Below are 25,956 nucleotides of genomic sequence, written 5' to 3' on the forward strand. Positions count from 1 at the left end.
GAAGCTTCTTGCTGGCGGCGACGGCGTGGGGGGCAAGGGGAGACGACCTCTCGGGGCAACGTAGTGGGCCCGGCCTGCCGCTGCACGAATGTCGCCTTCCGAGACGTAGCTGTACGATCCCCACTTCGACGTCGCATCTTTCTGCTTGCCGCCGTATTTCACCAGGGACGGGGCCGCCGGAATGAAGGCCCAGCTTTAGGGAACCGGCAAGGAGCCAGTCAGCGACTGACATTGGGTCGTTTGCCGAATGTCCGCTTCAGCCAAATGTATTTCGAAAGCGGACCGGCAGATTTCGGCCCAGACTGGAACAGCTATAGAAGGCTCAAGCGAGAACCGGGCAATGCGTCATTCCCGCAGACACACGAATGACGCAAGCGCGCACAGAAGCGGACATTGATCCAGTTAGTCGCTCGGTGTTATGTCGCTTAGGGCACAGGTCTTGTCAGCGGTTGGTTTGATCTATGTCAGCGGCAGGTTGCAGGCCTTTCTGGTTTGGAGTCACATCAGCATGGAATCACACGACGACGACCTTAAAAATTTCGAGGCGCATGGCGCTGCGCCTCTGCCCGTTACGAGCGATCAGGGCTTCGTGGATCACGACGGCGCTCGAATTTGGTACGCGACATACGGGTCCGGCTCTCCCGTGATCCTGCTGCATGGTGGCCTCGGCCATAGCGGTAATTGGGGCTATCAAGTTGCAACGCTGGTCAGCTCCGGCTATCGCGCCGTGCTCATTGATAGCCGCGGCCACGGCCGCAGCACGCGCGATCAGCGGCCTTTTACATATGAGTTGATGGCATCCGACGTGCTCGCCGTGATGGACGCGCTGCAGTTGGAAAAGACGGCCGTTGTGGGCTGGAGCGACGGCGCGTGCATCGCTTTAATCCTCGCAGTGAAAGCACCCGAGCGGGTTGCCGGTGTATTCTTCTTTGGCTGCAACATGGACCCCAGCGGCACAAAGGAATTCGAGCCCACTCCGATCGTGGACCGGTGTTTCAGACGGCACGCCAAGGACTATGCCGACCTATCGGCCACGCCGGACCAATTCAATGTATTTGTCGAAGCGGTCGGCCAGATGATGAAGAGCGAACCTAACTATTCTGCAGGCGACTTGACCCATATCCATGTGCCCGTTGCGATCGTGCAAAGCGAGCACGACGAGTTCATCAAGCCCGAACATGCCGAATATCTCGCGCGGAGCATTCCGGCAGCGGAATTGATCATCCTGTCCGGCGTGAGCCACTTCGCACCCCTGCAAAGGCCAGAGCAATTCAACGGCGTGATGCGTGCTTTCCTCGGCAAGGTTCTTTCTTGAAGGAAGATGAAGCTGGTCGGCGGCTCGCAAGTCAGCTTTCGGGTTACGGCTTGCTGTAGGATTGCTCCGCAGTAGGGGCAGAGAAGGGACAACACCGGCCGTCTGGATGCCTAAGATGCAGAGATTACCTGCTATCATCCATCTATCCCATTGAGAACAGTTCAAAACCTGTCCAGGTCGAGCCGCGGCGCGATGCGCTGCGGCTCAGATAGCCGGTTGTCCCTTAGAACGGCCCTCGGCATCTGCAGCGGCTCTTGTCCACGCTGGACGATGGCGCGTAGCCTACATAGTGAACAAGGGTCTTGCTTCAAGGCCGGGGTCATCGCCTAAAAAATTGCCCGAATCGGAATCTTACAAGACGATGGCGTTCTTTGTCGCGAAACTATGGGTTGTGGATTGCCAATAGTTGCGCGATCGCACGCTATCCCCAGATCCCAAAGGAGCATCAGCATGGCGGAACATGAGGTGGTAATAGCGGGAGCAGGACCGACCGGCCTAATGCTGGCCGGTGAGCTGGCGCTGGCGGGCGTCGATGTCGCAATAGTCGAGCGGCGTATTAACCAGGAAGTTGAGGGCTCACGCGCAAGCGGACTGCATCCTCGATCGATTGAAGTGCTCGACCAGCGCGGCATCGCCGACCGGTTCGTGTCGCAAGGAGAAAAGCACCACGCCGTACCGTTTGCTGGGATCGTTCTCGACGCCAGCGACCGCCCGACCCGCCACAACTACACACTCGCGCTGTGGCAGGTCAAGATCGAGCGCGGGCTCGCCGACTGGATTTCTGAGTTGGCGGTGCAGGTCTATCGCGGCTGCGAGATCACGGGCTTCGTCCAGAGTGACGCTCACGTCGATATCGAGTTGGACGATGGCCGGATAATGAGGTCAAGATACCTTGCCGGATGCGATGGCGGCCGCAGTCTTGTCCGCAAGACTGCGGGTATCGACTTCCCGGGATGGGCGCCTTCTCTCAGCTATCTCATTTACGAGGCCGACATGATAGATGAACCGCCATTGGGCATGCGCTACGGCGAACGGGGCCTCTATGCCCTTGGCAGGCTGGACGACGGAAGTCGTGTCCGCGGCGTCGTGACCGAGCAACGTCTCGAACGGGACTCTAGTCCGACTGGCGACCAGCTTCGCGGAGCCCTAATCGCGGCTTACGGATCGGATTTCGGCGTCCACAATATCACTTGGCTCTCGCGATTTACCGATGCGGCACGACAGGCAGCCTCCTACCGGAAGGGACGCGTATTGCTCGCCGGAGATGCGGCCCATGTGCATTCCCCAGTCGGCGGACAGGGCTTGAACATCGGCCTACAGGATGCCGTTAATCTTGGGTGGAAACTGTCGCAGGTAGTCAAGGGCATCTCACCCGACGCTCTGCTGGATACCTATCATGGGGAGCGGCACCCGGTCGGAGCGGCCTTGCTCAAGCAAACTCTGGCGCTCACGGCGCTAAACCGAGGCGACGACCAGACGAATGCCTTGCGCGAATTGATGGCCAAGGCGATGCAAATGGACGAACCTCGCAAATGGTACTCCGCGCTGATGTCCGGTCTGGACATTCATTATGACCTCGGGGAGGGACACCCGTTGCTGGGCCGTCGCATGCCCGATCTCGACCTAGACACCACCGACGGACCGCAGCGAGTTTTATCTCTTCTCAATGATGCTCGACCGTTGCTGTTGAACTTTGGCAAGCCTGGAGAGTTCGACATCACACCTTGGGCAGATCGGGTCAAACTTTTAGACGTCAAATATGATGGACAGTGGGATCTCCCTGTCCTTGGTCCGGTCAGTGCCCCCCACGCTGTCATGATACGACCTGACGGACATGTTGCTTGGGTGGGCACTGAGCACAAAGACGGGCTTGTCGACGCACTCACCACATGGGTCGGCTCGCCCGCCCCGGCGTAAGACAATCGTTACGAACGACCCGCCCGCACTTCAATCGGGCGCCTGGTTGCATCTCGAAAAGACATGCAACCAGGCTATCTTTCGCCAGCACCCTCGTTTGCTGAAAGGCATTGAAAGGGGGATGTCACTTTGTTTGAACGACAGGCGTGTTAACCGCCTTACGCAGAGTTTCAGGCGAGTTGGCCGCTGACGGCTTTCCACTGAGCCAAAGCTTGCAGCCGGGATTGCGAATTTGGGTGGTCGAAGGTTTTGTGTGATCAGGAACGAAGAGGTTGCGGACGGCGGAGACATCGAAACGAAATGCTGTAAGCTTCCGATTGAACGAAAGCCTTGGCGCATGTGCTCCCGTTTTCGAAACGGTACGTGCGAGTTCTCGGCCCGGTTGTTCAAGCTTGTGGGAACGATGTTCAACGCCTGGAATGATCTGACGCCTTGCCGCGCCGTATGAGCGCAACTTGTCCGTGATCATCCGTTTCGGCAACATGCCCTGCTTTTTAGCAGTCGCATCAGCAAACGCCTGGCAGCCTTGGTGTTGCGGCGGTTCTGCGCGATTTCGTCTAGAACATAATCATCTTGATCAACTGCCCGCCACAACCAGCATCGCTTGCCATTGATCCGCACCGCAACCTCGTCGAGGTGCGCCCGGCTGGGTCGCCGGGCACAGATGAGATTAAAAGCCGTCGATTAGTGCGCGATCATCTCGTGCACGATCTCTTTCGCATCCAGGGAGGACGGATAGTAAGTCGGCCAGTTCGTCCCCTCTTCCAGCAAGGCAGCGCGATCATTGCCCCAGTAGAGGTGATAGTGGTCGGCGGCATCCGGGGCGATCTTGTGGTCGCTGAACTGGATGTATTGCGGAGCCTCCGCGTCACCTTCGGCCTTTTTGAAGATGAAGCGTACCCCGCGGTTACCCGCCTCGTATTTCAGGATTTCGTAGCCGTCACTCGCATAGCGGGCCTTGAGCGGCTTCCCATCCGTGAAGAAGGTCACGGTGTCGCCACCGATCTCAATCCGCTCGACATCGGTCCGATAGCCGATTTCATAATAAGCCTTGTATTCGTCGGCCTTCTTGTCGCCGTGCTCTGCCTTATGGGCCATGACCGGGTCGAGCGTGCCATCCTGCAGATAGGGATAAACCGACTGCCAGTCCCCCACCCAGTCCGTCAACGCGCGTTCCTTGACCTGTGCGTCCTCAAAGTAGCCTTTGTAAACCTGGTCATCGCCGTGATCGTGAGCATGAGCGTGGCTGTGCTCGTGGGCGTTGGCCTCCTCACTATCGTGGTCGTGGACCATGCCGCTTCCGCCAACTGCGACGATGTTGAAGGGCTTGCCTTCGACCGCGATCTCGCCGGCCTTCTCGAAGGACACAGCTTTGACCAGGTGGAGTTTGCTGTTCAGAGGATCCGTGACGACAACGTTATCGCCTGCGACAGCAATACGGGGACGTGGGTCGCTCCAGTGACCATCCATGGAGTAAGGCTCGGTCAGCTTGAGCGAATGAACGATTTCGCCTTTCAGGATGTCAACCTGGTGGAGCTGGCCGTCTTCCGTGAAGACGTAGGCAAACTTCGCCCGGATAGGATCACCAGCGAAATGGACACGGCGTGTCGGAAGCTGCACCAGCCGGAAACCACCATCGGCTTCGGATGGATCAACCAGCACAATGCGGTCCGGGCCATAATTCCCGACGAAGTACTGCAGTCCCTTGCCGCCGATGAGTGTGGAGGCGCTGCCTGCCGGAAGGGAAGATGCGTAGGGCAGATGCTTGATGGATGGCGTATCGCCATTTTGGGTAATCAGAAGCAGCCCGGTATCGCAGGCAAGTGCATAAATACTGCCGGAACCAGCAGAACCGTGCAGACCGGGGCATGCCACGTCTTCACCGACCGTGTTGCCATCGAAATCAACCACCCGCGCGCCGATAGGCCGCTTGGAAGCGTCGTCGGCGTTCGGGATCGATACGACCGCATGTTTGTCGTAAGGAACGGCGACGCCGTGATGAGGCGCGACGATGTTTGCACTTCGCACCTCCAACTTGCCGCCCAGAACAGCCTTCTCGGTGAAGATGCTTGCCGTGCCCTCCCCGTCGAACCACTGGGCGACGTTCCCCTGCTGTTCGACGAAGTGTCCGGGTTTCTTGCCCGAAATCTCAACGTCCAAAAGCATCGGATCGTCAACATCGATGTCTCCATGATCGCCGTGATCATGGAAGGCAATCCCGGTGGAGATTGCCGACACGACATCAGCGTCGCCCTGAATTGCGAAGACTGTTTCACCACTGCCGGTGCGATATAGAGAGGCCGGACCCTTGATCTTGAAGGTGCCGAGTTTATCGCCGTCGAGCGCATCGATGACGTTGACAATGGGTTCGGCGTGATCGGAAACAAACAGTCTCCATGCGGTCACCTTGTCGTCATCGGCCAGCGCAACACCGCCGCCCATAAAGACGGCCAGGGCAAGGGCTGACGTGCTTAAAATTAGTCGGTTCATAGGTCTCTCCTTTGTTAAGGTATAACATTACCACGATCGAGAGCGTTTGCCCTGTCGTTATCATTTGGTCAGTCAGCCTTTGTGGCCGCCCGGATCGTATTGACGTTGTGGCGCATCATCTCCACATAGGAGGTCGCTGGCCCATCTGCAGTCGATAAAGCATCCGAATAGAGTGTGCCGCCCACCGTGAGTCCGGCCTCGGATGCAATCTGCTCGACGAGGCGTGTGTCGGAGATGTTCTCCGCAAATACCGCGGCTGCCCGTTTCTCCTTGATCTCCCGAACGACGCCGGCGACATCCGCCGCGGAGGCTTCGGAATCGGTGGACACGCCTTGCGGCGAAAGGAACGTTATTCCGTAGGCACTCTCAAAGTACCGAAATGCGCTGTGGCCAACGACCACTACGCGCCGGTCTTGCGGGATATCGGCAACCGTCTGGCGGATTTCATCATCGAGCTTGGTCAATTCAGCCTGATAGGCGGGAGCATTCGCCTTGTACGTGTCGCACGCTTCGGCGTCTGCCTTGCAGAACGCACCGACAATATTCTGGACATAGATCTTTGCGTTGCGGACGGATTGCCATGCGTGCGGATCAAATGGTGCTTCATGAAAGACGGCCTTGTCACCGTAATAATGGTAGTGCCCGCCGTGCGGGTCACGCAGGATTTCGGCATCCTTGGTTACTTCGACGACCATCGCCGATGTTCCGCTCGCTTCTACCAGGCGCGATAAAAACCCTTCAAGCTGCAGCCCGTTGACGAGGATCACATCAGCACTCGCCATGGCAAATGGCGTCCGACGGCCTGGGTTCATAGACATGGGCGTCGCTATCGGGGCCGACGAGCGTACGCAGTTCAATGCGATCACCACCGATCTTTTGAGCAAAATCTCCAAGAATGGAAAAACTCGCAATGACATTGAGCTTTTCGCCTTCTGCCATGGAAGGAGACCCGGGAAGAAATGTTATTACGGACCATGCAATTGCGAGCTGTAGTTTTCTGATCATTCAATCAATTCCTTATTTATTCGGGCGTACTGGCGACGGAGCGTCGACAGGCTTCGCTGGCGATGGGGGCGACGAATGCGCCTCGCTTCAATGCATTCCGGTTTTGAGACATTGTGTTTGAACTGCGGAGGCTATGTATCGTAGGCACGACGTAGTTCCCGCAATGGAGGCATATGTATTGGTTCTTACGTCGTGAGATTGCCTCTGAGATATGAACTCGCTCTAGGGAGAGATCCCACTCACGCCGAAGCGCCACCGTCATAGGAGTAACAACTTTGCTCTTAAGGCGGTCGGCTTCACTCATAACAAGAGAGGTTCCTCGGCCATTGGCTACCGGGGTGAACTCGAAACATTTGTGACGTACGAGAAGCGCGAGCTCTCGTCGACCGCCGGTGAGTGCGCAATGTGAATTTAATACCAAAGTCGATGATACAAAAGTGAGATGCAGACAAAGATCGATGATGCTCAGCGCGACGCACAAAGAAAAGTAACAGCAGCAAACAGCGAATACAGCGACGCGGTGGATAGCTTCAATAGATCAGTCCAAAATTGAACTTATAGTGGTGGCCCGTTTCAGCAGCCCCGCGTCAATGAGGGTATTGCAATGCACACAGGCTCTTTCTACATCGGATGTAGTCGACGCGGTTCTCCTCCCATTTATCCGCGTTGGCTGTTCCCCTCTGGAGGTTTTTAACCTTCACAATTAGGCCGGGCTTTTTAGTCCGGCTCGCCCGTGGCTATCCCGCCTGCACTGCCTTAGGCGATATTGCCCAATTGTGCTGCGACCGTGGTTGCCTTTATCCAACCAACATACTGCGCAAGCGAGCGAACATGTTCTGTCTCGCGATAAGTTTGCGGAGATAGTGGGCGGCTGTCGCGGCGCTCACAGTCGCGCCGAAATGGCAATAGCAGATAACTTTGTGGAGCTGATTGTCGGTCAGTTCGAAGAACCGCCTTGCTTCGCCGTAACTGTCATTTTTCAGACCGGCTGCCCGAAGGAGGGTATCTTCGAAAGCAACCGAGATCGGTGAGCTGTCGGCCCGCATGGCCGCGCGCTCTCTTATCGGCTGATACTCGGTCTGATGCAGCGTCGCAAGACGCCGGGTTGGGTTCTGTTCAAGGAGTTCCGCCCAACGTTCAAGCCGTTTGTTGCGCGACATGGCGTGTTCCGGGTAGTCCTGACCAACCTCGGCGATGACCTGCAATTGTTCGAGTGCATGGTGTTTCATTTTAGCCTCCTGTCGAGGATGCGACAGCAACCGACTGGGATGAAAAATGTTCCGGTTTCGAGCGGTGACGATGAAATAATTCGAGGGACAAACCAGTGTGAGACCGACGACCCACCATCGGTGGTTTCTTCACGCTTTTCTGGCAAGACGGTATGCAGAGATGCAACACGACGAATGTTCAATGTCCGTGGCGCTTCGTTAAAATCGCAAAGTTAGAGAAGTCTTGCCAAGATTGAGTGTCTTCCGTGGAGCCGCAGCACGCGACTTCTCAGATGGAGGCGGGACCTGACGTGGAGAGTCTATGTCAAGACATCGTGGCCTGGAACGAGGCCGCTGCCGATCTGTTTGGCGACTACGCACTGATGCCTCGGGAGCGCCGCAATGTCCTCATGCCGGTACACGCGGCGATCGCGGTGCACCGCCATCTGAAAACCGGCGACCATGTCGCTATGTCACTGCCAGAATTCGCGATGGTTCAGCGGGGAGCGTAGATGCGAAGCATGGTGCCATCGTCGTAAGCGGCTGTCACGAGAACGTTTAGCTTGAGCGCGTCCGCCAAACCGCTGAATAGGGGTTTGCCACCGCCATAGGCGATCGGCCGAGTCAGGATGACGTACTCATCAATCAGCCCGGCCTTCGACAACGCCTGAGCGAAGCCTGCGCCGCCCCATGCAATGATTTCGCCGCCGGGTTGCTTTTTCAACTTGGAGATTTCCTCGTGTAGATCGCCTTTCGCAATAGAGGAATCTGGCCAGGTCGCCTCCTTCAACGTTTTCGAAAACACGACCTTAGGGATGTCGTTCATCGGCGCGGCATAGGCATCCTCGGATTTTTGCCAGTACGGCCCCATTTCCTCGTAGCTCACGCGGCCCATGATGTGTGTGCCAGCGCGACGAATGCGATCGAGTTTCCAGCGCTTGAGCTCTGCCGGTTCAGGAAAACCGCCTGTCGACATTCCTTCCGGCGCCACCACATATCCATCGATCGACATGGTCATGATCAAGACAACTTTTCGCATAATAGTCTCAGTTCGATTACCTCCGCCGTAATCCGGCTAGCCACAAGTAGATGGGTTCGGCGGGACCCCGATGGCCGTCCGCACTTCGAAGGAAAGCGCGTGCCCTGCTTTACCAACAGCGAGGAGGAATCCGCATCACCCGCCGCGAATGCCTCAACGGCCTCGCCGAGAAGCGTCGCTCGAAACTCTGGATCGCGCTCAGCCCGTGCCTTCACTGTATCCTTGAAACTGCGAGACAGTGCCATCGCCTTCACTCCTTTGTTTTCTTGCGCTGCTTGTAGTCGGTCCATCGTTGGAGAGCCCGAGCAATATCAGCGTGTTGTCGGCTTTTGGTTCCTCACCGCAGATTGCACTTGTGACCGTCAAGGACTCTCGGATCCCCGTGCCATCTTCGATTCTTTGATCACTGCCCTGCATGGCATCAATTGCCCTGCGCGCCTCTGCAGGCAATTCGGCACTATCGCGGAAGAAACCTCTTGCTATTGATCGCCAACACCCGTCCGGGTCCGTGTACTGCTGCAAAGAGAAGGCCAGCGGTGAAGGTAAAATGGTCGACAAAGAAACCAAATTCAGACTGGTTCCCTGTCCAGTGCGAAGGACCGTGGAACGCAAATGCGAGGAACAAAACATAAGCGGCAGCCACAAGGGCAGCTTCAGAAAAGTAGGCGCCGGTCAAGAAACATGCAACAAGTCCTAGCTCAAGCAATGCGGCAAGCCATGCCAGAAGCTTGGGCAGAGGGAAACCCGCCGCAGCGATATAATCTCCCGTTGCCGCAATATCTATGAACTTGAAACTTGCAGCCATTATGAAAACGAGCGCGAAAATTAGTCGCCCTGTCAGAACCGCAGCCGTTGTCCATCCCGCCTTATTTGATCCTGTCACCATCACCATAACGTCCTCCATATCACTTGATCTAAGTCCGAGCCGAAACTAGTTGGCTCGCTGCAAGGACGAACAATGGGGCCCTTTCCCGACACGCGTACTTATTATAGTGCCTATAAAGGTCGAACCACGTGGGACTGGAGGCGATTTTTCGCTGCGTGGCAGCAACGCGCGGCGGGTCACCTGCGTTTCACACGAGCATTATGCAAGGGAATTTGAAGAGGTTGCGGACGGCAGATCAAACGAACAGCTGCGGGCTGCTCGGCGCGAAAGCCCTGCATCACATTCGCCGTTTCGGAACAGCATGGATTGCGATTAGCATCGTTCTCATGATTTTCTTTCCGGTTCGGGAGTGTAGTGCTTTCCAGAAACGCACCGTTACGAAAGCGGTTCTATCCAACCCGACTAGTGGTGATGCCCAATTCGTCCGATCGATCGTGCGGACTTGCGGCTAGCGCCTCCCCAGTCTCCGACTGGTCAGACTACGGAAATCAAGGTAGCCGACTGACTATCATGCGCAACTGAGACAACTGGTCATGGTCCGTTCGACCTTAGGTACGATTTCGAGCAACTCTTGTTCTGACCCCAACTTCGCCACCCCCCGTAAGCCATCTTGCATCGAACCATCGGTCCGCCGGCCCGTCATAGGGCAGCCGCGTGACATCCCAGTGGCTGACGAAGCGTGCGTAGGCGTCCCAGACCGGTGGGCCGCCGCCGATGAAGACGATACGGCCAGCAAAGCGCCTGAGTGTGTCCTCGGGATCCATGCTGGAGCGAACGACGACAAGTTCCCGATCCGCGCGAGCAAAATCCGGAACGCTCGCGATCGTCTTGGGGCCGGCGAGCAAGACGTGTCCTCTCGTGACGTCGAAAAACCGCGCAACGTCAGCGACGAACTCAGGCGACCGGTCGCCTTCCCATGGAAGACCGCCTTTGAGGCCGAGCTGCCCCGCTTGGCCGATGGCACAGACAACTCTAACGACAGTCTTCTTCATGAGAACTCCATCCATAGCTGGCCCGCTCTGTTCGCGCCTGTCATCGGCCCTGTCCTTGGCAGATGGGGTGGTTGCCGCCTCCCCTAACGGCATCGCAATGTGCCAAGGTTACGTGGTGTAGGCCACAGAACAGAGAGGACGGCGGATGAAGGATACGATGATCGGAGTGGATCTGGCAAAGAATGTTTTCGTGCGACCTGCAAGTCGCGTGAATTCTGTTTCACAGGAGGAGATATAGCCTGAAGAAACCGGCTGTTCCATCAGCCTACCCGGACATGCGCAGCCGGTAACAGCTCGGTGTGAAGCTTCGGGGACATCCCTTAGGACGGCGGACCATTCTCGCTCGACCTGTCACGGCGTGATACGGCGTTCGCTGTTTCCAGCTTCTCGGCCTGAGCTTCCGCCGCGCGCGTTTTGGCCACCGTAAATAGATTGCGAATGACACTTCGCCGCCTTAAAGGTTTTGGAAGCGGCGATCAGCCGTGAAAGTGTCGAGGAACGGTTAAGTTTTTCAATGGAGACAAAGGTTTTGGCTTCATCACGCCCCACAATGGCATCGCCTGACGTTATCGGGGGTAACCACCCTTACCAGCCATCATTCTATAGTTTGGCCTGGGGCGATTGCGCCGCGATTACCCCATGTGTTTGTACACGTGGCTGCTTTGGAGGGCGGCAGCTCGCTGAGTGAAGGACAGAAAGTGAGCTACGACATCGGTCAGGATCGCAAGACCGGGAAATCGAAAGCTGAAAACGTTCGCGTTTTTTGATTGTGATCGTTCCGTTGTTAGATCGGATACCAGCTACGAACCCAACGAACCCAAGGGCTAGAGCCCCAACGAGTCCGTGGCTCTCCCAGCTAAACGTGGCCCCCACGCAGGTCACGATTGTAATAATGGAAATTGTCCAAACAACCTTGATCACCCTGATCAGGCCACTGAGAGCTGTTCTGTTTTCTTGGGTCACGTTCAAATTCAACTTTCGCAACCTTGCTCGGTATTAAACATGTAAGTCGCAGGCCACAATTCCCCAAGCCGGCCGCGGCCCTGCAAGAAGTTTAAGTGCCCGAAATAATGCCCGTGCCAGCCATCTCGTCCAACATTTTTTGGGCTACATCATCGTTATTGTCGGCGGCTTTTTTCATCCATTCAGCAGCCAGACTATTGCTCTGCGCTATACCCCTCCCATGATAATACATGAGGCCGAGGTTGCGCTGGCCAACTGTATCACCAAATGCGGCTGCCTTTTTGAACAAGTCCAACGCCAATGCATCATCCTGCTTCACGCCCTGTCCCATGAGGTATAGATAGCCGACTGATGTTTGCGCAAACGCGACGTCCTGGACGGCCGCCTTGTTAAGCCATTCGAACGCCGCCTTGTCGTCTTTGGGAACGCCTCTACCTTCCAGGTAGAATATGCCGAGACTCGCCTGAGCTGGGCCAAATCCCTGTTCGGCAGCTTTACGATACCAGTATATCGCGAGGTCCTGATACTGGGCCACGCCTAAGCCGCCCTCATACATGTAGGCAAGGTTCCTTTGCCCCTCAGGGCTACCTTGGAGCGCAGCCTTGCGATACAAGTCAGCGGCCAATTTGTCATCTCTTGGTACGCCGGCGCCATTGCTCAGGACACCAAGATTGACTTGCGCTACAACATAGCCCTGGTCGGCAGCCTTACGGTAATAATCAGCGGCCAAGGTTTTGTCCTGCCGAACGCCCTCGCCTCTGTCGTACATTATTCCAAGGAGTGTCTGAGCGGGAGCCATTCCTCCTTTGGCCAGGGGCTCCAGCAATCTGAGAGCCTCTGGGTAATCTTTAGGCATCCCGGCCCCTCACGAACGCGTTGAAAAACAGCGAGTACCCGGCCAGACATGCCGCCAGAACTCCGGCAACAATCCAGCGAGTCCGTTTTGGTTTTCGATGCAATGAAGGATATCGGGATTATAATCTATGATTCCGTTTGCAGTCGCTTCTTCGCTCAATTTTGCCCCCCGGCTGATCCCCAGCCTACAACACACAGCCGACCCGCCCGAGCCTATCAAATCTTTGCGTTCGGTTTCAATTCCACACAATTATCGGGCCTCGGAAGCGAATTCCGAATACCTCGATTTTCGTTCGCTCGCTCATTTGTGCGCCGGCATTGATTATCTCTTCGGTCCACACGGTGTACTGATGATCGATGTCGTCTCACCGGGGACCGGCGAACCAAGAGGTTCCTATGATCCAGCCAATCCCTACATTCGCATTGAGCCGTTGCCAAAACCCGCTGGATAAATGCATCCGAGGCCTTGGAATAAGGAAGGCATACGGTTGAGACGAAGGTCGCGTCCTAGTGGCGGTTGCAATCGCCCCTACTATGGCGTGAATAACGCATATTGTGAGTAGGTCCTACCCAGGGCCCGGCTGTATCTGGTCTGTTCAAACTCAACCCTGGTTAACAACCGTTCGCTTGAAAATGCCGATAATCGCGGATTTTTCCATGGAATCCGATTGGCTCCTGGAATTCTACAATCACTTTTTAAAGCATATCGGGATGAGTGATTTTCCAATGAGCGGCTTGAAAGGATCCAAACCGGCTACCTCGCGATCATCTAGTTATCGCATCGAGATCCCAGAATATCCGGCCACGACCCCATCACAACCGCTCAGACGGGTAGATGTTCCACGTCCGTTGCCAAGAGAGCAGCCTCCTTCTCCGGTGGCATTCCGGCCTTCAGTGGCACCGAGCGGCGCCCACGGTCCCAAGTCAGGATCTGCACAAGTGTTTCATCCAGCGGTCGTATGTGGAGCCCGTTCGCAAAAGCCTTTTCGACGCTGATCTCCAAAAAATACCGGAACGCCTCGTTGGAATACGGCAGCCAGAGTGGAACCTCACTCCAGGGTTCAAGACCGGCTGCCAGGATCGCTTCGTCCGAACACCAAATGAAACGCGCATCCGATTTCGCTACGCGGCGACATGACTCCAAAAGGGCGTTCATAGGGAAGGGATGGCCCGTGAGATTGAACACCCCGCTCAGTCCTCGCGCCGCACCCTCGACGATAAAGCGCGCGGCATCGTTCACGTCGATGAGTTGCACGAGGCGTTGAGGATCTCCCGGGGCCGCGGTGAGCCCACCTTGATCCACACGTCAGGCGATCCGTGTAATCGCCCGCTCCAACGAGGAGGCCAGCCCGGTGGATTACTGCGCGGTCGCCGAGACGATCGATAGCGACAAGTTCACATTCGCGTTTCAGTGACCCATAGGCCATGCCGTATGATGCGGCGCTAGAGCGTTGCTCCAGGGGCATCGATCGAGCGAGATCCCAACTGCTCAAGGGTCGCGCGGTTCGAATGCGATCCTTCCATGATGCCTGGCACTGAGAAATCTCTGTAAGCCGAGACGCTCGACACAAGCGCATAACGGCCGATCGCTGGCGACAGAGCATCGAGCAAACCCGCCACCGCATCGGGCGTGAAAGCACAGGTATCGACCACAAGATCAAAGGTGCGGCTTTGGAGCGCCGAGAGGTCGCGGTGCCGGTCGCCGATCAGCATCTCAATATCAGCAGAAACCGGCGTATTGACGGTCTGACCCCGGGTGAAGACAGTGACCGCATGGCCCGCCGCCAGCGCGGCGTCAGTAACCGCTCCACCCAAAAATCCCGTTCCACCAACCACAAGTACATTCAACATCGATTACCGCTCAAGCACGCCGTTAATTTAGTATGAGTTTCGGCCATGTCAGGTTAACGTTTCGTCATCGATTTGGGATGTTATCGCCAGGACGAATGTTCCTTCCATTCCTTACAAGCGCCATCGATCCCGCGTCAACGATCAGCCCCACTTCATTTCGCCGGTGGCGACCTTGGAGCCGATGTCGAGCGCGACGGCCATGCCGAGACCTGGGAAGCGTGCTTCCATCGCGGCCTTGAGTGCAGCGGAATCCTTTGCCTTGGCCAATTCTTCCTCGAAGGCCTTCAGGTAACTGATAGTATGCTCCACACCCGAGAGATCGGTCTTGGCATCGGGCATCATGTGTCCCGCCACGACGACCGCTGGCTTACGTGCCGCGATTTTTTCGAGATTGGCGACCCACGCAGTGCGGAGTTCGGCACTGTTGGTGTCTGCCGTCCAGACATGAACCCCGTTGAAGATCATCACGCCGCCGAACACTGCATTCACGGACGGGACGGAGAGATAGCGCCGATTGGGCATGCCTTCCGCGTCGACGATCTCGATCGTTTCGCCGTCAACCGTCAGTATCTTGTCGTCGAAGGCTTCGGGAATGACGACATCGGCAAGTGTCTGCGGGCCATTTTCCTTGAGCTGCGGACCCCAAACGGCCAGCTTCTTCTCGACACTGTCCTTGATGGCGGCAACCGTCGCAGGCGCGGCAATCACCTTGGCATCCGGGAAGGCAGCCTTGATCGGGCCGAGGCTGAAGTAGTAATCAGGATCGGACTGGCTGATGTAGATCGTTGTGAGCTTCTTGCCCGCAACCTTGATCGCTTCGGCGACGGCCGTGCCGTCGGGGAGCGTGAAGCCGCCATCGATCAGCACGGCTTCCGTCGCGCCGGAGACCATAACGGGTGCACGGAAAAAGCCGTTCTGCCCAGCGGGAAAGTGCTTCCAGATAAGGCCACCGGCGGCATGGCCAAGGCCAGCGGGAGCAAAGACGGCGGTGGCGCCTGCGGCGAGAGTAGTTTTTATGATGGCTCTCCTTGTAAACATGGGTGTCTCCTGGTGTTCGTGCGATATTTGGAATTCAAGTCGTCAAGATTGGGCTGCCAGTCCGATCGTGAAGGTTGCCTGCAGGGTGCCGTGATGCCGAGCTTTTCGACATCGAAAGTTGAACTGATCGACCTCTGCTTCCGAAAATGGTTCCTCGTGTCTCGCCGCATCGGCATAATTAGCATCAGAACTAAAGATCATCGTTCAGCGCGTCATCGAAGAGAAACTGCGAGATCAGCAGTTCACGACCATCGACCAGAACGCGCAGTGAAGCCCGCGATACGCTAGTCATTAGACAACGCAAAGGCAGCAAAATTGCACGTACATCGGCCGGCGCCGGCGCCCGAGAACAAGCCTGTTGGCGCGAGCGCGACAGTCAGGTGCGGAAGTGCCCGAGCCGTCGCAGTACGGTGGATGCACCAAAGCACCAGCGGCAGAGGGGATCGAAGAGATAGTTGTCTGGGCCTTGTCGCTCATGGGTCGCTCCTTGTGAAACAACAGATCGCACGAGAAGATTGAAACAAGACGACCGGCAAATATGACAGAATGTATGCTAAAAACTAACAATTGCACGGGAGCGCCCTTCATGCAGGAAGCAACAAATCTCAATCGACTCGCCTATTTTGTCGCCGTCGTCGATGCGGGATCCTTCACCCGGGCGGCCGAGTATCTCGGCATCACCAGGCGGTCGTCAGCCAGCAGGTAGCAAGGCTTGAACAGGAGGTCGGTACAACATTGCTAATGCGCACGACGCGGCGGCTCCAGCCGACCGAGGCGGGGCGCATGTTTCACGCCCGATGCGTATTGATCCTACGCGAGGCCGAGGATGCCTTGGGAGAGCTGGCTCAAGCCAGGACCGAACCTAAAGGTCTGCTGAGGATCACAGCACCCTATGACTATGGCACCTCAGTCATCGTGCCTTTGGTCACCGCTTTCACGGCCCGTTATTCGGATTGTAAGGTAGAGCTTAACCTGAGCGACAAAATGATTGATCTGATCGCCGACAACATGGACATCGCCATTCGCGGCGGCTGGTTGGCCGACTCAAGCCTGCAGGCACGGCGGATCGGCTCGTTTCGGCAGTTCCTGGTAGGACCGCCTCAGCTCGCCGACAAAATAGCCGAATTAAACGATCCCGCCGACTTGCCGTCCCTGCGCTTTGTCACCAACACCGCGCTGCGAGAGCCTTTGGAATGGACGTTCACACGCGGCGGCGATAGAGAGACACGGACCGTGCGTTTCAAGCCGGACATCGCGATTAATGCTACGCCAGCGGTTATGGAAGCGGTCAAGCAAGGCGGCGGATTGTCGGTCTTGCCGGATTTCCTCGCGACCGCCGACGTGTCAAACGGACGCTTGATTCATATCCTACCTGAGTGGCATCTACCATCGGGCGGCGTCTACACGGTCTATCCGGCAGCGCGATTTCGTCCACCTAAAGTTTCAGCGTTTGTCGATATGCTGACAGACGCCCTTAAACGACAGCTATTATTTCCGCTATGACACGCTCAACGTGCCAGTCGTGCATCTAGCGCCAGCCGTGATGTATCGTGACCGTCAAACATTCGAGACAAGCGGACTATTCTTTCTGGGGCCCGGAGCACCTACAGAAGCTTGTTCCGGTTGAGCCATTATGCGACATTCGGGGCACAGATCGGGAACATCTCCCTGACGACTGCCGACTTCGTCGGTTCCGATCTCAAGCAGAGTTCAGCGGGGCGACAGTGCCGCCGCGAGCATCGTAATGGTCGAGGCGGCGGCTTTAGCCTTATCGCAGCCGGATAGCAGCAACCTCGAGGGGTTCGTTCCGTCCTCTGATTACGTGGAATCCTAGGTTCTCGGCGGTGAGATCATGTGGCAAGCCTTGTATGCTACCGAGCAAATCAGCAGAGACCAAAATGGGCTCGCCCAGCGTCTTGGACAGTGATTCAAGGCGTCCGGTGGTGTTCACGACATCGCCAAAGTAAGCGATTTTATGCCGCTCAAGGCCAACTTCAGCTGTGACCACCCAACCGCAGTGCAGGACAGCGCGAAACTGTGGCACCTGACCAGAATCGAGCCTGCCACGCGGAAGATTGAGCTTTGATTGTGGCAGCGAAGTCGAAGACGCAACGAAGGCATGCAGCGTCGCGCATTCCACGGTGCATGGGCCATGTGACCATCGCCATATCTCCTATATAATCGTCGATTGAACCTTGGGTTCGTCGAACGGGCGCTGCGAGTGCGTTGAATATCTGACCTAGGTAGGCTTGGGTCTCCAGATCACCATATTGGTCCGCAAAGTGCGTGGAGCCGGAGACATCAAGGAACAGAAAGATGCGTTCCTCCTTGGTGGGACGGTGATAACGGCCGAGCAGCAAGCTGACGAAAAGGCTTGGCCCTATAAGGTCACTTATGCGGAACACGAACGCGACCACCGCGGATACGGCTAGCGAATATAGTAGACCCGAGTCCGACATTACCATAGCTTCCCGTGCGGTCCGCATATACCCGAACAAATGGTGAAGAGCGGTGCCAGCAGCAGTGTTGCCAATCACAATCATCAGCCCGTAGCTCGCGATTGTGGCAAGTACGAAGACTGGTGTTGCCGCTTCTCGAATTACGTTGCGCCATCTACTGAAGAGGGCGCCACGCTCGTATAGAATTATCGGGGTTCCTATAAACGCTCCACGTATTGCTGAGTGAGCGGTATCGACATTGAAAATCAGCGAGTAAACGACGCCGGCAAGAGCCCCCATAACGGGGGCAAGGAGCCAGAACAGGGGGCGGCGAAAACTATGCTGGTCACGCCAAATATTCATCTAGGCGCCTCACATCTGAGGGCGGAGCGATCTGAACGCCTCGCGGAGCTCGGATGCGAAGAGTTCCGGTTCTTCCCAGGCAGCAAAGTGGCCACCCTTTTCGACCTGATTGAAGTAGATGAGGTTGTGATAGCTCTTCTCGGTCCAGCTTCTTGGGGCGCGATATATCTCGCCTGGAAACACCGTTACCGCTGCGGGTATGGAGATGTCCACTGCATTGAAGTTGTTAGCGTTGTTCTCCCAGTAGAGCTGCGCCGACGAGATCGCGCTGTTCGTCAGCCAATAGAGCGTGATGTCGTCTAGCATCTCGTCCTTGGTGAGCGACCGCTCGGCATCGCCGCCGCTATAGGTCCATTGGTTGAACTTGTCGTACATCCAGGCAGCGAGGCCAGCGGGCGAGTCAGTCAGGCCGTAGCCGACGGTCTGCGGCCGAGTTGTCATCATCGTGCCGTAGGCGCCGTTCTTGGTGAAGAAAGTGCTGAGTGAATCGTATGCGGTCCTTTCCTCCTCGGTGAGTCCGGCTGGCGCCGGTTCGCCTGCGTTCATGGCCTTCGCGACATCGGGTGGTATCGTTGCAGGCATGTTAATGTGGATACCAAGCAGACCCTTCAAGTTCTGACGCGCCATCTTGTCCGAAACAACCGAACCCCAGTCGCCGCCTTGAGATACATAGTGCTCGTATCCGAGACGCGTCATCAGTATGTCCCAGGCGAGCGCAATTCGGTCGGCATTCCAGCCAGGTTCCGTCGGCTGTTCGGAGAAGCCGTAACCGGGCATCGAAGGTATGACGACATCGAAGGCGTCCTTCGCACTTCCGCCGTGGGCCGTGGGATCGGTAAGCGGACCTATGGCCTTCAGGAGTTCGAGAACGGAGCCCGGCCAGCCATGGGTTATGATCAGCGGCAAAGCTTTCGGGTGCCTGGAGCGGACGTGGATGAAGTGAATGTCGAGGCCGTCGATCTCGGTCACGAACTGCGGCAGCGCGTTGAGCTTCGCCTCGGCCTTGCGCCAGTCATAGTCCGTCCCCCAGTATCGGACGAGTTCCTGTAGCTTGGCGAGTTGGACGCCCTGGGACTGGTCGGCGACGGTTTCCTTGGCGGGCCACCGTGTCGCCAACACGCGTCGACGCAGGTCCACGAGATCTTCTTCCGGGATGTTGACATGGAACGGACGGATGGCATCGCCTTCGGACGCCGCGGCTTGCCGGACTGGCAGCAAGCCCATGGCGCCTCCAGCGGCAAGAATACTCGCTGACGTAACAAGAGCGGACGTCGCAAGAAAACGGCGCCGGGTGGGCGATGGCGAAAACGCAGACATGAATGTTCTCCTGGTTGGAGGCGCATGTGGACAAGGTCCGGAAGCAAAGCCTCTTGTGAGCTCCTGCATTGAAGCAGGGGCTGCGGGGAAACACCCGTTATGGGTTGTTATCGGTTCATAGCCTACGAAAGGACGTGGTTAGATCCGGTGCGGCAATGCACCAATCGACGCCAACGGGTCGAAACAGCCTGCTGTCAAACACGGCAGCCTGCGGCGGTGGAAACGCCAGACACATCTCGTATACATGCCCGCAGTGCTCTTCCCAATCCGCGGACACGAACATCTGCTAACAGGATTTCACAAGCCATAACGGGCATTTCCCGCAGCCTGCCCATAAGCGCAGGATCGGCTTCGGCGGTCCTACGCGGCGGCCCATAATCGAATTCAGCAAGGTTCCATCATGTCTTCAATCACGCTGTCTCGCTTGGCCTGGTCGACACCGGACGGCCGCAGACTCTTTTCCGATCTCGATCTCAGCTTTGACCATAAGCGCGCGGGCCTAGTCGGAAGGAACGGCGTCGGCAAGTCCACGCTCCTGAAACTCGTCGCGGGCGAGCTCCAGCCGCAAGCCGGCAGCGTCTCGGTGAACGGGACGCTTGGCTTGCTGAGGCAGATGGTTCAGGTCTCTCCTGGAGAGACCGTGGCCGACCTGTTCGGCGTCACGGAATCATTGGTGACGCTGCGCCGTGCAGAGGCCGGCGATGCCAGCATCGACGAACTTGCCGACGCCGACTGGACGGTCGAGGACCGTGTCGCGGCGGCGCTCGCCGGTGTGGGATTGCAAGTCAGTCCGGCTACCCGTCTGGTGGAGCTATCGGGCGGCCAGAGGACACGGGCAAGCGTGGCTGCGGTCACCTTTACGAAGCCGGACTTCCTGTTGCTGGATGAGCCCACGAACAATCTCGACCGTGCTGGGCGAGAGGCCGTGGTCGAGCTTGTCGCCGGTTGGCGCGGGGGCGCGATCGTCGTCAGCCATGACCGCGAAGTCCTGGAGCATGTGGATGCGATCGTCGAACTGACTTCGCGCGGCGCTGCGCGCTATGGGGGCAACTGGAGCCGCTACCGGGAACGCAAGTCGATAGAGCTGGAAGCGGTAGAGCACGATCTGGCGCGTGCGGAAAAGAAAGTCGTGGAGGTCAGACGTAAGGCCCGGATCGCAACCGAGCGGCAGGACCGTCGTGACTCCGCCGGAACTCGCAATGCTGCGCGAGGGGATATGCCGCGCATCCTCGCGGGCGCGAGGAAGAGCAACGCCGAAGCAAGCCGGGGGAGAGTGCGAAACTGGCAGCGCGCCAAGGGACGGCGGCGCTGGAGGCGGCAGCGGAGGCGCGGGCGCGTATCGACATCCTGCAGAGGCTGTCGGTCGTCCTGCCGCCCACCGGGCTCCCCGCCAGCAGGCAGGTCCTGAGGCTGGAAGGCGTGACGGCAGGCTATCAGGCCGGCCGTCCGCTTATCCGTCACCTCTCGTTGTCCATGGCGGGTCCGGAGCGCGTAGCCGTCATGGGCCCGAACGGATCTGGCAAGACGACCCTGCTGAAACTGATCGCCGGCCAGATGAAACCCCTGCTTGGGACGGTGTCCGTCACGGTGGATTTCGCCGTGCTCGACCAACGCATGAGCATTCTGGATCCCGAAACATCGATCCTCGAAAACTTCAAGCGGTTGAACTCCGAGGCCAACGAGAACGCATGCCGGTCGATTCTCGCCGGTTTCCTGTTCCGGGCCGACACGGCTTTGCAGACGGTTGGCACGCTAAGCGGCGGGCAAATGCTCCGCGCCGGCCTCGCATGCGTGCTGGGCGGGCCGCGGCCGCCGCAACTGCTCATCCTCGACGAGCCGACCAACCATCTGGACCTAGAACTCGATCGAGGCTATCGAGGCTGGTCTGATGGCCTATGATGGCGCGCTTCTGATGGTCAGCCACGACGAGAGGTTTCTTGCCAATATCGGCGTGGACCGACGACTGAACCTCGCAGACCTCGCCCGCCGATGACGAGATAACGTCACAGAACGTTACGGCCAGAGCAATTCATGGGTTCCATCTAACCACGAATTGTTCTGCGTAAGGTTCGCGATTGCCGGGCAACGCGCTCCAACGCTTCGCACGACAGGCAGACCAATCAAGGGATAAGCAGCAGCTTGCCGGTCGTTGCCCTGCTCTCCATGTCGGTATGGGCGCGCGCCGCCTCGGCAAGGGGATAGATGCCGCCGATCCGGACCCTCAGGTCTCCCTTCGCGATCCAGTCGAACAGTTGTCCGGTGCGAGCGCGAAACAGCGCCGGTGTGTGGATGTGATCGAAGAAAGTGGCGTAACCGACCTTGATGCTCTTCGGCAGGCTCATGATGTCGAGCGGACCGGGACCGCCCAGCACCGGGCCGTACCAGCAGAAGGTGCCGGAACGGCGCAACGAGTCGAGCGATCCTTGAAAGGTCTTCGGCCCCGAGCCGTCATACACCACGTTGACGCCTTCGTCACCGGACAGGCGAAGCACCTGCTGTGCGAACTCTCCCTCGACATCCACGATCACATGGTCGGCGCCGGCTTCCTTGGCGATTGCCACCTTGTCCCTCGAGGAGACACGACCGATCACATCGCCGCCTCTCAGCTTGATGATCTGGGTAAGCAGCAGGCCGAGGCCGCCGGCCGCCGCATGCACGAGCGCCAAGTCGCCCGGCCGGACGGGGTAGAAGTCGGTCGCGAAATGACTGGCGGTGAGCCCCTGCATCATCACGGCGGCGGCCGTGCGGTCGTCTATCGCATCCGGCACCGGCACGAGCGCATCCGCGGGGATCACCGCACGCTCGGCATAACTCCCCGGTGCGTAGACCCAGGCGACCCGGTCGCCCGGGGCGATGCGGTCGACACCGTCGCCTTTGGCGAGTACCCGGCCAGCGCCTTCCACGCCCAGAACCTTCGGATTCGGCATCTCGGTCCAGGCGAGGCCCCGCCGCACACCCGTATCCATGAAGTTCACGCCGGCGGCGGCGATCTCCACCAGCACTTCCCCGGGGCCCGCGACGGGCTCGGACTGCTCGACCAACTCCATGACGTCCGGCCCGCCCTGGCGGGCCATCACGATCGTCTTCATCTCTATTCCCCCACGGCCGCGTTCTCGATCATCTTCGCGACAGGCGCTGGATCTGAAACCATCACCACATGCGAGGCTCCCTTGACCACGACGGTCTCGCGGGCGTGCGCTCGATGGGCCATGAATGCGAGCGCTTGCGGCGGAATGTTCTTGTCCTCGTCGCCGTAGATGAACCACGACGGTATGTTCTTCCAAGCCGCCCCGGTCCGGGCCTCGTTCAGCGCCGCTTCGGTGATGGGCCGCTGCGTTGCGGCCATAAGCTTGGCCTCGGTATCGGAAACGTCCGCTGCGAACTGGTCGTGAAACTTGTCCTGCCGGATGTAGAGATCCTTGCCGCCGCCTGAAAGTGAAACCGGCGGAGCAATGGCCGGACCGAGCGTGCTGCCGGGAAACTTGCCCGCCAGTCCGGCAGCCGTTTCACCGGCTTCTGGGGCAAATGCCGAGACATAGACCAGCGCCTTGACCTTGGCATTGTCGCTGGCGGCTTCGCTGATGACCGAGCCGCCATAGGAATGCCCGACCAGGACGATAGGCGATTCAATACTCGAAAGGATATCGGCGACGTACTCGGCGTCATTTCGGACGCCTCGCAAGGGATTGGCGACGGCTACGACGGGATAACCGTCATTCTCGAGGATGTCGATGACACCGTTCCAACTCGATGCGTCGGCGAACGCGCCATGAACCAGGACGATGGTGGGTTTGTCCGTTTGCGCGTATGCGTTGCTGAATAGGGTTCCGGCTATTGCCAATCCTGCCAACAATTTCTTCATCTGACATTTCCTTTGAAAGTTTCTGAATCTGTACGGACGGCTGTCGGCCGCCAGAAAGCTTTGGACTGTCCACAGATCGATCAGTCGTCTGACCTTCCGCCGGTGATGAGCCATCGTTGCGTCATGGTTTGCTCCTTCTCGACCGATTCCCGACCGTGGATATCCGTTCCGATCCGCTAAGGTGCGAACCGCGTGAAAACGAAATCATGTCCTTTCACGCGGGCTTCGTGGCACGCGAAGCAGGTCTGATGCTGCGCCTCATCGACCGGCTTGCCGCCGACAAATCGACCGAACCCCCAACCGCCGGTCTCGGCGTACTTTACCGAGTCCTTGACCATGACCTGAACCGTTGTGGCGGCGCCCGGAATGGAGGCGGGTTCGAAATCGGGCGACTGGACGTGCTTCCAGGCAAGCTTTGCAAGAACGGTTCCGTCGGGGAACGGAAGCGTCCCTTCTCGGTACGCCTCGATCGCCACAGCGTTCCCCAGAACCGCGCGAAGCTCGTTCAAGGGCTCTGCCTCCAAGGCGGGCGCTATCAGTTCCCATTGCCGATATCCCTCGGGAATCGTGACGCCGAAGATAGGCGATGCATTCTTCGTAATCGCACTGCTTTCGGCTCCCAGCGCCGCGGCCATTGCAACGGATGCCAGGGCGACCCCGTAGAGCAGGACGTGTGACGGTCTCATCGGATAGCTCCGTTCTGCTGACGCTCAGAAGCGATCGACATCGATGACTGCCTGAGCAAAGTCTTGCGGCGCTTCCTGTGGCAGATTGTGCCCGATGCCCCCCGTGATCAGCCGGTGTTCGTATTTACCGGAAAACTTCTTGGCATAGGCTTCAGGATCAGGATGCGGCGCGCCATTTGCATCGCCTTCCATGGTGATGGTCGGCACGGTGATGGCGGGAAATCCGGCCAGCCGCTTTTCCAACTCGTCATATTTCGGTTCGCCCTCGGCCAGTCCGAGACGCCAGCGATAGTTGTGGATCACGATGCTGACGTGATCGGGATTGTCCAACGCCGCGACGCTGCGCATAAACGTCTCGTCGTCGAAATCCCATTTTGGCGAGGCAAGCTCCCAGATCAGCCTGGCAAAATCGTGCCGATATTTGTCATAGCCGGCCCGGCCGCGCTCAGTCGCGAAATAATACTGGTACCACCACTGCAGCTCCGCCTTCGGTGGCAAGGGCATCTTACCGGCTTCGGGACTGCCGATCAGGTAGCCGCTAACCGAGACCATGGCCTTGCAGCGGTCCGGCCACAGCGCTGCAATGACGTTGGCCGAGCGCGCGCCCCAATCATAGCCGGCGAGGATCGCTTTTTGGATCTTCAACGCGTCCATCATAGCGACGGTGTCGAGCGCCACCGCAGAGGGCTGACCGTTGCGGAACGTATCGCTAGAGAGGAAACTCGTCGTACCGTGGCCGCGCAGATAGGGGGCGATCACGCGAAAGCCGGCCGATGCCAGCAATGGAGCGACATCGGTGAAGCTGTGGATGTCGTAGGGCCAGCCATGCAGCAGGATGACCGCCGGCCCGTCGGCAGGCCCGGTCTCCACATACCCAACGTTAATGACGCCGGCGTCGATCTGCTTCAGCGAAGCGAACAAGGCACTCGCTGCGGCAGATGGCGCGCGCCTGCCGGATCCGCCCGCCTGCGCACCGGCAGCGGTAACCCCGATGAGCTGCGCTGCAGCGATGGTCGCGGCCGCGCCAAAAAACAGCCGGCGACCATGATCGACTTCTTCGGGGATATTGGTCGTGTCCATAGGTAAACCGTCCTTGATCGTGTTGTCAGTGAGATGGCCCCGCCCGAACAATGGTCGGGCTAGACCAGATTGATTGCGACATCGATGTTGCCGCGCGTGGCTTTGGAGTAGGGGCAGGTCTGGTGCGCAGCGTCCAGGACAGCCTGGGCAACTTCGCGATCGACGCCAGGCAGGCTCACATTGAGGCGGGCACGCAGGAAGTAGGCGTCATCCGCAACGTTCAGGTCCACCTCGGCATCGATCGCCAGCTCGGCGGGCAGCTTGACGTTCATCTTGCGGGCGGCGATTGCCATCGCATTCTCAAAGCAGGCCGACCAGCCAGCAGCGAAGAGCTGCTCTGGATTGGTGCCGCTGCCTAGGCCGCCGGGCGTCGAGAGTCTGATGTCCAGCCTGCCGTCGGAACTGCGGGACGCTCCTTCCCGGCCGCCGATCGTGCGGACCTTGGCGGTGTACACCAGTTTCTCGATGGCCGTCATGTTTGAAGCCCTTTTCAATATAATATTAGTCGATCAGCGACGCCGCCTCAGAGCGACCCGAACATCCTCGGTGACGAACTGCGGCCCGCCACACTCAGCAAGATGTCGGCCGTTGTCTTTCCATGGAAGTGTAGGAGTTGAACGAAATTGATGATTCGGGCATGATCTTTCTTCC

General features: G+C 58.1%; 20 protein-coding genes and 8 pseudogenes. 8 read left to right on the forward strand and 20 right to left on the reverse strand.

All coding sequences use genetic code 11. From position 1 onward, the window contains the following. Positions 1 to 508 precede the first annotated feature (508 nt). Both N8E89_RS28460 and N8E89_RS28465 read left to right on the forward strand, forming a co-directional pair. The gene (locus N8E89_RS28460) at positions 509 to 1,315 is read left to right on the forward strand and encodes an alpha/beta fold hydrolase (RefSeq protein WP_262263481.1); all 807 of its coding nucleotides are present in this window, start codon (positions 509 to 511) and stop codon (positions 1,313 to 1,315) included. Positions 1,316 to 1,765: 450 nt separating this feature from the next. After that, a complete protein-coding gene (locus N8E89_RS28465) occupies positions 1,766 to 3,232 on the forward strand; it encodes an FAD-dependent monooxygenase (RefSeq protein WP_262263482.1) in 1,467 nt (488 codons plus the stop codon). Between the two features lie 170 nt (positions 3,233 to 3,402). Here the strand turns inward: N8E89_RS28465 and N8E89_RS28470 are convergent. From N8E89_RS28470 to N8E89_RS28485, 5 genes and pseudogenes are all read right to left on the reverse strand, one after another. Beyond that, a pseudogene (locus tag N8E89_RS28470) lies at positions 3,403 to 3,898 on the reverse strand (IS6 family transposase); the annotation flags it as partial. An 18-nt stretch (positions 3,899 to 3,916) separates the two neighbouring features. After that, entirely contained in the window at positions 3,917 to 4,399 is a 483-nt protein-coding gene (locus N8E89_RS29655) for a ZinT/AdcA family metal-binding protein (protein ID WP_410010490.1), read from the reverse strand. A 69-nt stretch (positions 4,400 to 4,468) separates the two neighbouring features. Beyond that, positions 4,469 to 5,722 (reverse strand): annotated as a pseudogene (gene aztD, locus N8E89_RS28475) (zinc metallochaperone AztD); the annotation flags it as partial. 68 nt (positions 5,723 to 5,790) lie between these two features. Further along, positions 5,791 to 6,727: pseudogene (gene aztC / locus N8E89_RS28480) on the reverse strand (zinc ABC transporter substrate-binding protein AztC). Positions 6,728 to 7,524: 797 nt separating this feature from the next. Further along, on the reverse strand, positions 7,525 to 7,956 hold the full coding sequence (locus tag N8E89_RS28485) for a hypothetical protein (RefSeq protein WP_262263484.1): 432 nt from the start codon (positions 7,954 to 7,956) through the stop codon (positions 7,525 to 7,527). Positions 7,957 to 8,246: 290 nt separating this feature from the next. On the opposite strand from N8E89_RS28485, the gene N8E89_RS28490 reads away from it, so the two are divergent. Further along, the gene (locus N8E89_RS28490; protein ID WP_262263485.1) at positions 8,247 to 8,447 is read left to right on the forward strand and encodes an MmyB family transcriptional regulator; all 201 of its coding nucleotides are present in this window, start codon (positions 8,247 to 8,249) and stop codon (positions 8,445 to 8,447) included. On the opposite strand, the gene N8E89_RS28495 is transcribed toward N8E89_RS28490, so the two are convergent. The 3 genes from N8E89_RS28495 to N8E89_RS28510 all read right to left on the reverse strand — a co-directional run bounded on the left by N8E89_RS28495 (position 8,432) and on the right by N8E89_RS28510 (position 10,852). Continuing rightward, complete coding sequence (locus N8E89_RS28495; RefSeq protein ID WP_262263486.1) at positions 8,432 to 8,974, reverse strand: dihydrofolate reductase family protein; 543 nt, start codon at positions 8,972 to 8,974, stop codon at positions 8,432 to 8,434. The genes N8E89_RS28490 and N8E89_RS28495 overlap by 16 nt on opposite strands. Before the next feature lie 457 nt (positions 8,975 to 9,431). Further along, the gene (locus N8E89_RS28505; protein WP_410010478.1) at positions 9,432 to 9,866 is read right to left on the reverse strand and encodes a DoxX family membrane protein; all 435 of its coding nucleotides are present in this window, start codon (positions 9,864 to 9,866) and stop codon (positions 9,432 to 9,434) included. 542 nt (positions 9,867 to 10,408) lie between these two features. Next, positions 10,409 to 10,852 carry a thymidylate synthase family protein gene (locus N8E89_RS28510; protein WP_262263487.1) on the reverse strand — a complete coding sequence of 148 codons (444 nt, stop codon included), beginning with the start codon at positions 10,850 to 10,852 and terminating at the stop codon, positions 10,409 to 10,411. 519 nt (positions 10,853 to 11,371) lie between these two features. Here N8E89_RS28510 and N8E89_RS29660 point away from each other — a divergent pair. Next, positions 11,372 to 11,416 (forward strand): annotated as a pseudogene (locus N8E89_RS29660) (hypothetical protein); the annotation flags it as partial. Between the two features lie 74 nt (positions 11,417 to 11,490). After that, positions 11,491 to 11,619 (forward strand): annotated as a pseudogene (locus tag N8E89_RS29665) (cold-shock protein); the annotation flags it as partial. A 287-nt stretch (positions 11,620 to 11,906) separates the two neighbouring features. Here the strand turns inward: N8E89_RS29665 and N8E89_RS28525 are convergent. From N8E89_RS28525 to N8E89_RS28540, 5 genes and pseudogenes are all read right to left on the reverse strand, one after another. Beyond that, a complete protein-coding gene (locus N8E89_RS28525) occupies positions 11,907 to 12,545 on the reverse strand; it encodes a tetratricopeptide repeat protein (protein WP_262263489.1) in 639 nt (212 codons plus the stop codon). A 9-nt stretch (positions 12,546 to 12,554) separates the two neighbouring features. Further along, positions 12,555 to 12,671, reverse strand: a pseudogene (locus tag N8E89_RS29670) (sel1 repeat family protein); the annotation flags it as partial. A gap of 822 nt (positions 12,672 to 13,493) precedes the next feature. Further along, positions 13,494 to 13,925: a Rossmann-fold NAD(P)-binding domain-containing protein gene (locus N8E89_RS28530; protein ID WP_262263490.1), complete on the reverse strand. Its 432-nt coding sequence runs from the start codon at positions 13,923 to 13,925 to the stop codon at positions 13,494 to 13,496. Positions 13,926 to 14,113: 188 nt separating this feature from the next. After that, a complete protein-coding gene (locus N8E89_RS28535) occupies positions 14,114 to 14,521 on the reverse strand; it encodes an NAD-dependent epimerase/dehydratase family protein (protein ID WP_262263491.1) in 408 nt (135 codons plus the stop codon). Positions 14,522 to 14,662: 141 nt separating this feature from the next. After that, positions 14,663 to 15,559, reverse strand: coding sequence for an MBL fold metallo-hydrolase (locus N8E89_RS28540; RefSeq protein ID WP_262263492.1), 897 nt, complete (start codon positions 15,557 to 15,559; stop codon positions 14,663 to 14,665). A gap of 567 nt (positions 15,560 to 16,126) precedes the next feature. Between N8E89_RS28540 and N8E89_RS29675 the strand changes: the two are divergent. Together N8E89_RS29675 and N8E89_RS28545 are read left to right on the forward strand one after the other, a co-directional pair. Next, positions 16,127 to 16,282 (forward strand): annotated as a pseudogene (locus tag N8E89_RS29675) (hypothetical protein); the annotation flags it as partial. Between the two features lie 108 nt (positions 16,283 to 16,390). Next, the gene (locus tag N8E89_RS28545; RefSeq protein ID WP_410010491.1) at positions 16,391 to 17,062 is read left to right on the forward strand and encodes a substrate binding domain-containing protein; all 672 of its coding nucleotides are present in this window, start codon (positions 16,391 to 16,393) and stop codon (positions 17,060 to 17,062) included. A gap of 265 nt (positions 17,063 to 17,327) precedes the next feature. On the opposite strand, the gene N8E89_RS29190 is transcribed toward N8E89_RS28545, so the two are convergent. Next, positions 17,328 to 17,699, reverse strand: a complete 372-nt coding sequence (locus N8E89_RS29190) for an adenylate/guanylate cyclase domain-containing protein (protein WP_315975754.1) — start codon at positions 17,697 to 17,699, stop codon at positions 17,328 to 17,330. Between the two features lie 670 nt (positions 17,700 to 18,369). Beyond that, the gene (locus N8E89_RS28555) at positions 18,370 to 19,677 is read right to left on the reverse strand and encodes an epoxide hydrolase family protein (protein ID WP_262263493.1); all 1,308 of its coding nucleotides are present in this window, start codon (positions 19,675 to 19,677) and stop codon (positions 18,370 to 18,372) included. A 397-nt stretch (positions 19,678 to 20,074) separates the two neighbouring features. On the opposite strand from N8E89_RS28555, the pseudogene N8E89_RS28560 reads away from it, so the two are divergent. Continuing rightward, positions 20,075 to 21,670: pseudogene (locus tag N8E89_RS28560) on the forward strand (ABC-F family ATP-binding cassette domain-containing protein). A 127-nt stretch (positions 21,671 to 21,797) separates the two neighbouring features. Here N8E89_RS28560 and N8E89_RS28565 read toward each other — a convergent pair. The 5 genes from N8E89_RS28565 to N8E89_RS28585 form a co-directional block, all read right to left on the reverse strand. After that, the gene (locus N8E89_RS28565; RefSeq protein ID WP_262263494.1) at positions 21,798 to 22,766 is read right to left on the reverse strand and encodes a quinone oxidoreductase family protein; all 969 of its coding nucleotides are present in this window, start codon (positions 22,764 to 22,766) and stop codon (positions 21,798 to 21,800) included. A gap of 2 nt (positions 22,767 to 22,768) precedes the next feature. Then, the gene (locus N8E89_RS28570; protein ID WP_262263495.1) at positions 22,769 to 23,539 is read right to left on the reverse strand and encodes an alpha/beta fold hydrolase; all 771 of its coding nucleotides are present in this window, start codon (positions 23,537 to 23,539) and stop codon (positions 22,769 to 22,771) included. A gap of 176 nt (positions 23,540 to 23,715) precedes the next feature. Next, positions 23,716 to 24,225, reverse strand: coding sequence for a cytochrome P460 family protein (locus tag N8E89_RS28575; protein ID WP_262263496.1), 510 nt, complete (start codon positions 24,223 to 24,225; stop codon positions 23,716 to 23,718). A gap of 24 nt (positions 24,226 to 24,249) precedes the next feature. Then, the gene (locus N8E89_RS28580) at positions 24,250 to 25,305 is read right to left on the reverse strand and encodes an alpha/beta fold hydrolase (protein WP_410010479.1); all 1,056 of its coding nucleotides are present in this window, start codon (positions 25,303 to 25,305) and stop codon (positions 24,250 to 24,252) included. A gap of 59 nt (positions 25,306 to 25,364) precedes the next feature. Continuing rightward, on the reverse strand, positions 25,365 to 25,781 hold the full coding sequence (locus N8E89_RS28585) for an organic hydroperoxide resistance protein (RefSeq protein ID WP_262263497.1): 417 nt from the start codon (positions 25,779 to 25,781) through the stop codon (positions 25,365 to 25,367). Positions 25,782 to 25,956 lie beyond the last annotated feature (175 nt).

The organism is Phyllobacterium sp. A18/5-2 (assembly GCF_025452215.1).
In the GTDB taxonomy this organism is placed as follows: Bacteria; Pseudomonadota; Alphaproteobacteria; order Rhizobiales; family Rhizobiaceae; genus Phyllobacterium; species Phyllobacterium sophorae.

Coding starts and splice junctions, on each gene's coding strand:
- N8E89_RS28460 (WP_262263481.1), top strand. CDS start 509: ATGGAATCACACGACGACGACCTTAAAAATTTCGAGGCGCATGGCGCT.
- N8E89_RS28465 (WP_262263482.1), top strand. CDS start 1,766: ATGGCGGAACATGAGGTGGTAATAGCGGGAGCAGGACCGACCGGCCTA.
- N8E89_RS28485 (WP_262263484.1), bottom strand. CDS start 7,956: ATGAAACACCATGCACTCGAACAATTGCAGGTCATCGCCGAGGTTGGT.
- N8E89_RS28495 (WP_262263486.1), bottom strand. CDS start 8,974: ATGCGAAAAGTTGTCTTGATCATGACCATGTCGATCGATGGATATGTG.
- N8E89_RS28505 (WP_410010478.1), bottom strand. CDS start 9,866: ATGGTGATGGTGACAGGATCAAATAAGGCGGGATGGACAACGGCTGCG.
- N8E89_RS28510 (WP_262263487.1), bottom strand. CDS start 10,852: ATGAAGAAGACTGTCGTTAGAGTTGTCTGTGCCATCGGCCAAGCGGGG.
- N8E89_RS28535 (WP_262263491.1), bottom strand. CDS start 14,521: ATGTTGAATGTACTTGTGGTTGGTGGAACGGGATTTTTGGGTGGAGCG.
- N8E89_RS28540 (WP_262263492.1), bottom strand. CDS start 15,559: ATGTTTACAAGGAGAGCCATCATAAAAACTACTCTCGCCGCAGGCGCC.
- N8E89_RS28555 (WP_262263493.1), bottom strand. CDS start 19,677: ATGTCTGCGTTTTCGCCATCGCCCACCCGGCGCCGTTTTCTTGCGACG.
- N8E89_RS28565 (WP_262263494.1), bottom strand. CDS start 22,766: ATGAAGACGATCGTGATGGCCCGCCAGGGCGGGCCGGACGTCATGGAG.
- N8E89_RS28570 (WP_262263495.1), bottom strand. CDS start 23,539: ATGAAGAAATTGTTGGCAGGATTGGCAATAGCCGGAACCCTATTCAGC.
- N8E89_RS28575 (WP_262263496.1), bottom strand. CDS start 24,225: ATGAGACCGTCACACGTCCTGCTCTACGGGGTCGCCCTGGCATCCGTT.
- N8E89_RS28580 (WP_410010479.1), bottom strand. CDS start 25,305: ATGGACACGACCAATATCCCCGAAGAAGTCGATCATGGTCGCCGGCTG.
- N8E89_RS28585 (WP_262263497.1), bottom strand. CDS start 25,781: ATGACGGCCATCGAGAAACTGGTGTACACCGCCAAGGTCCGCACGATC.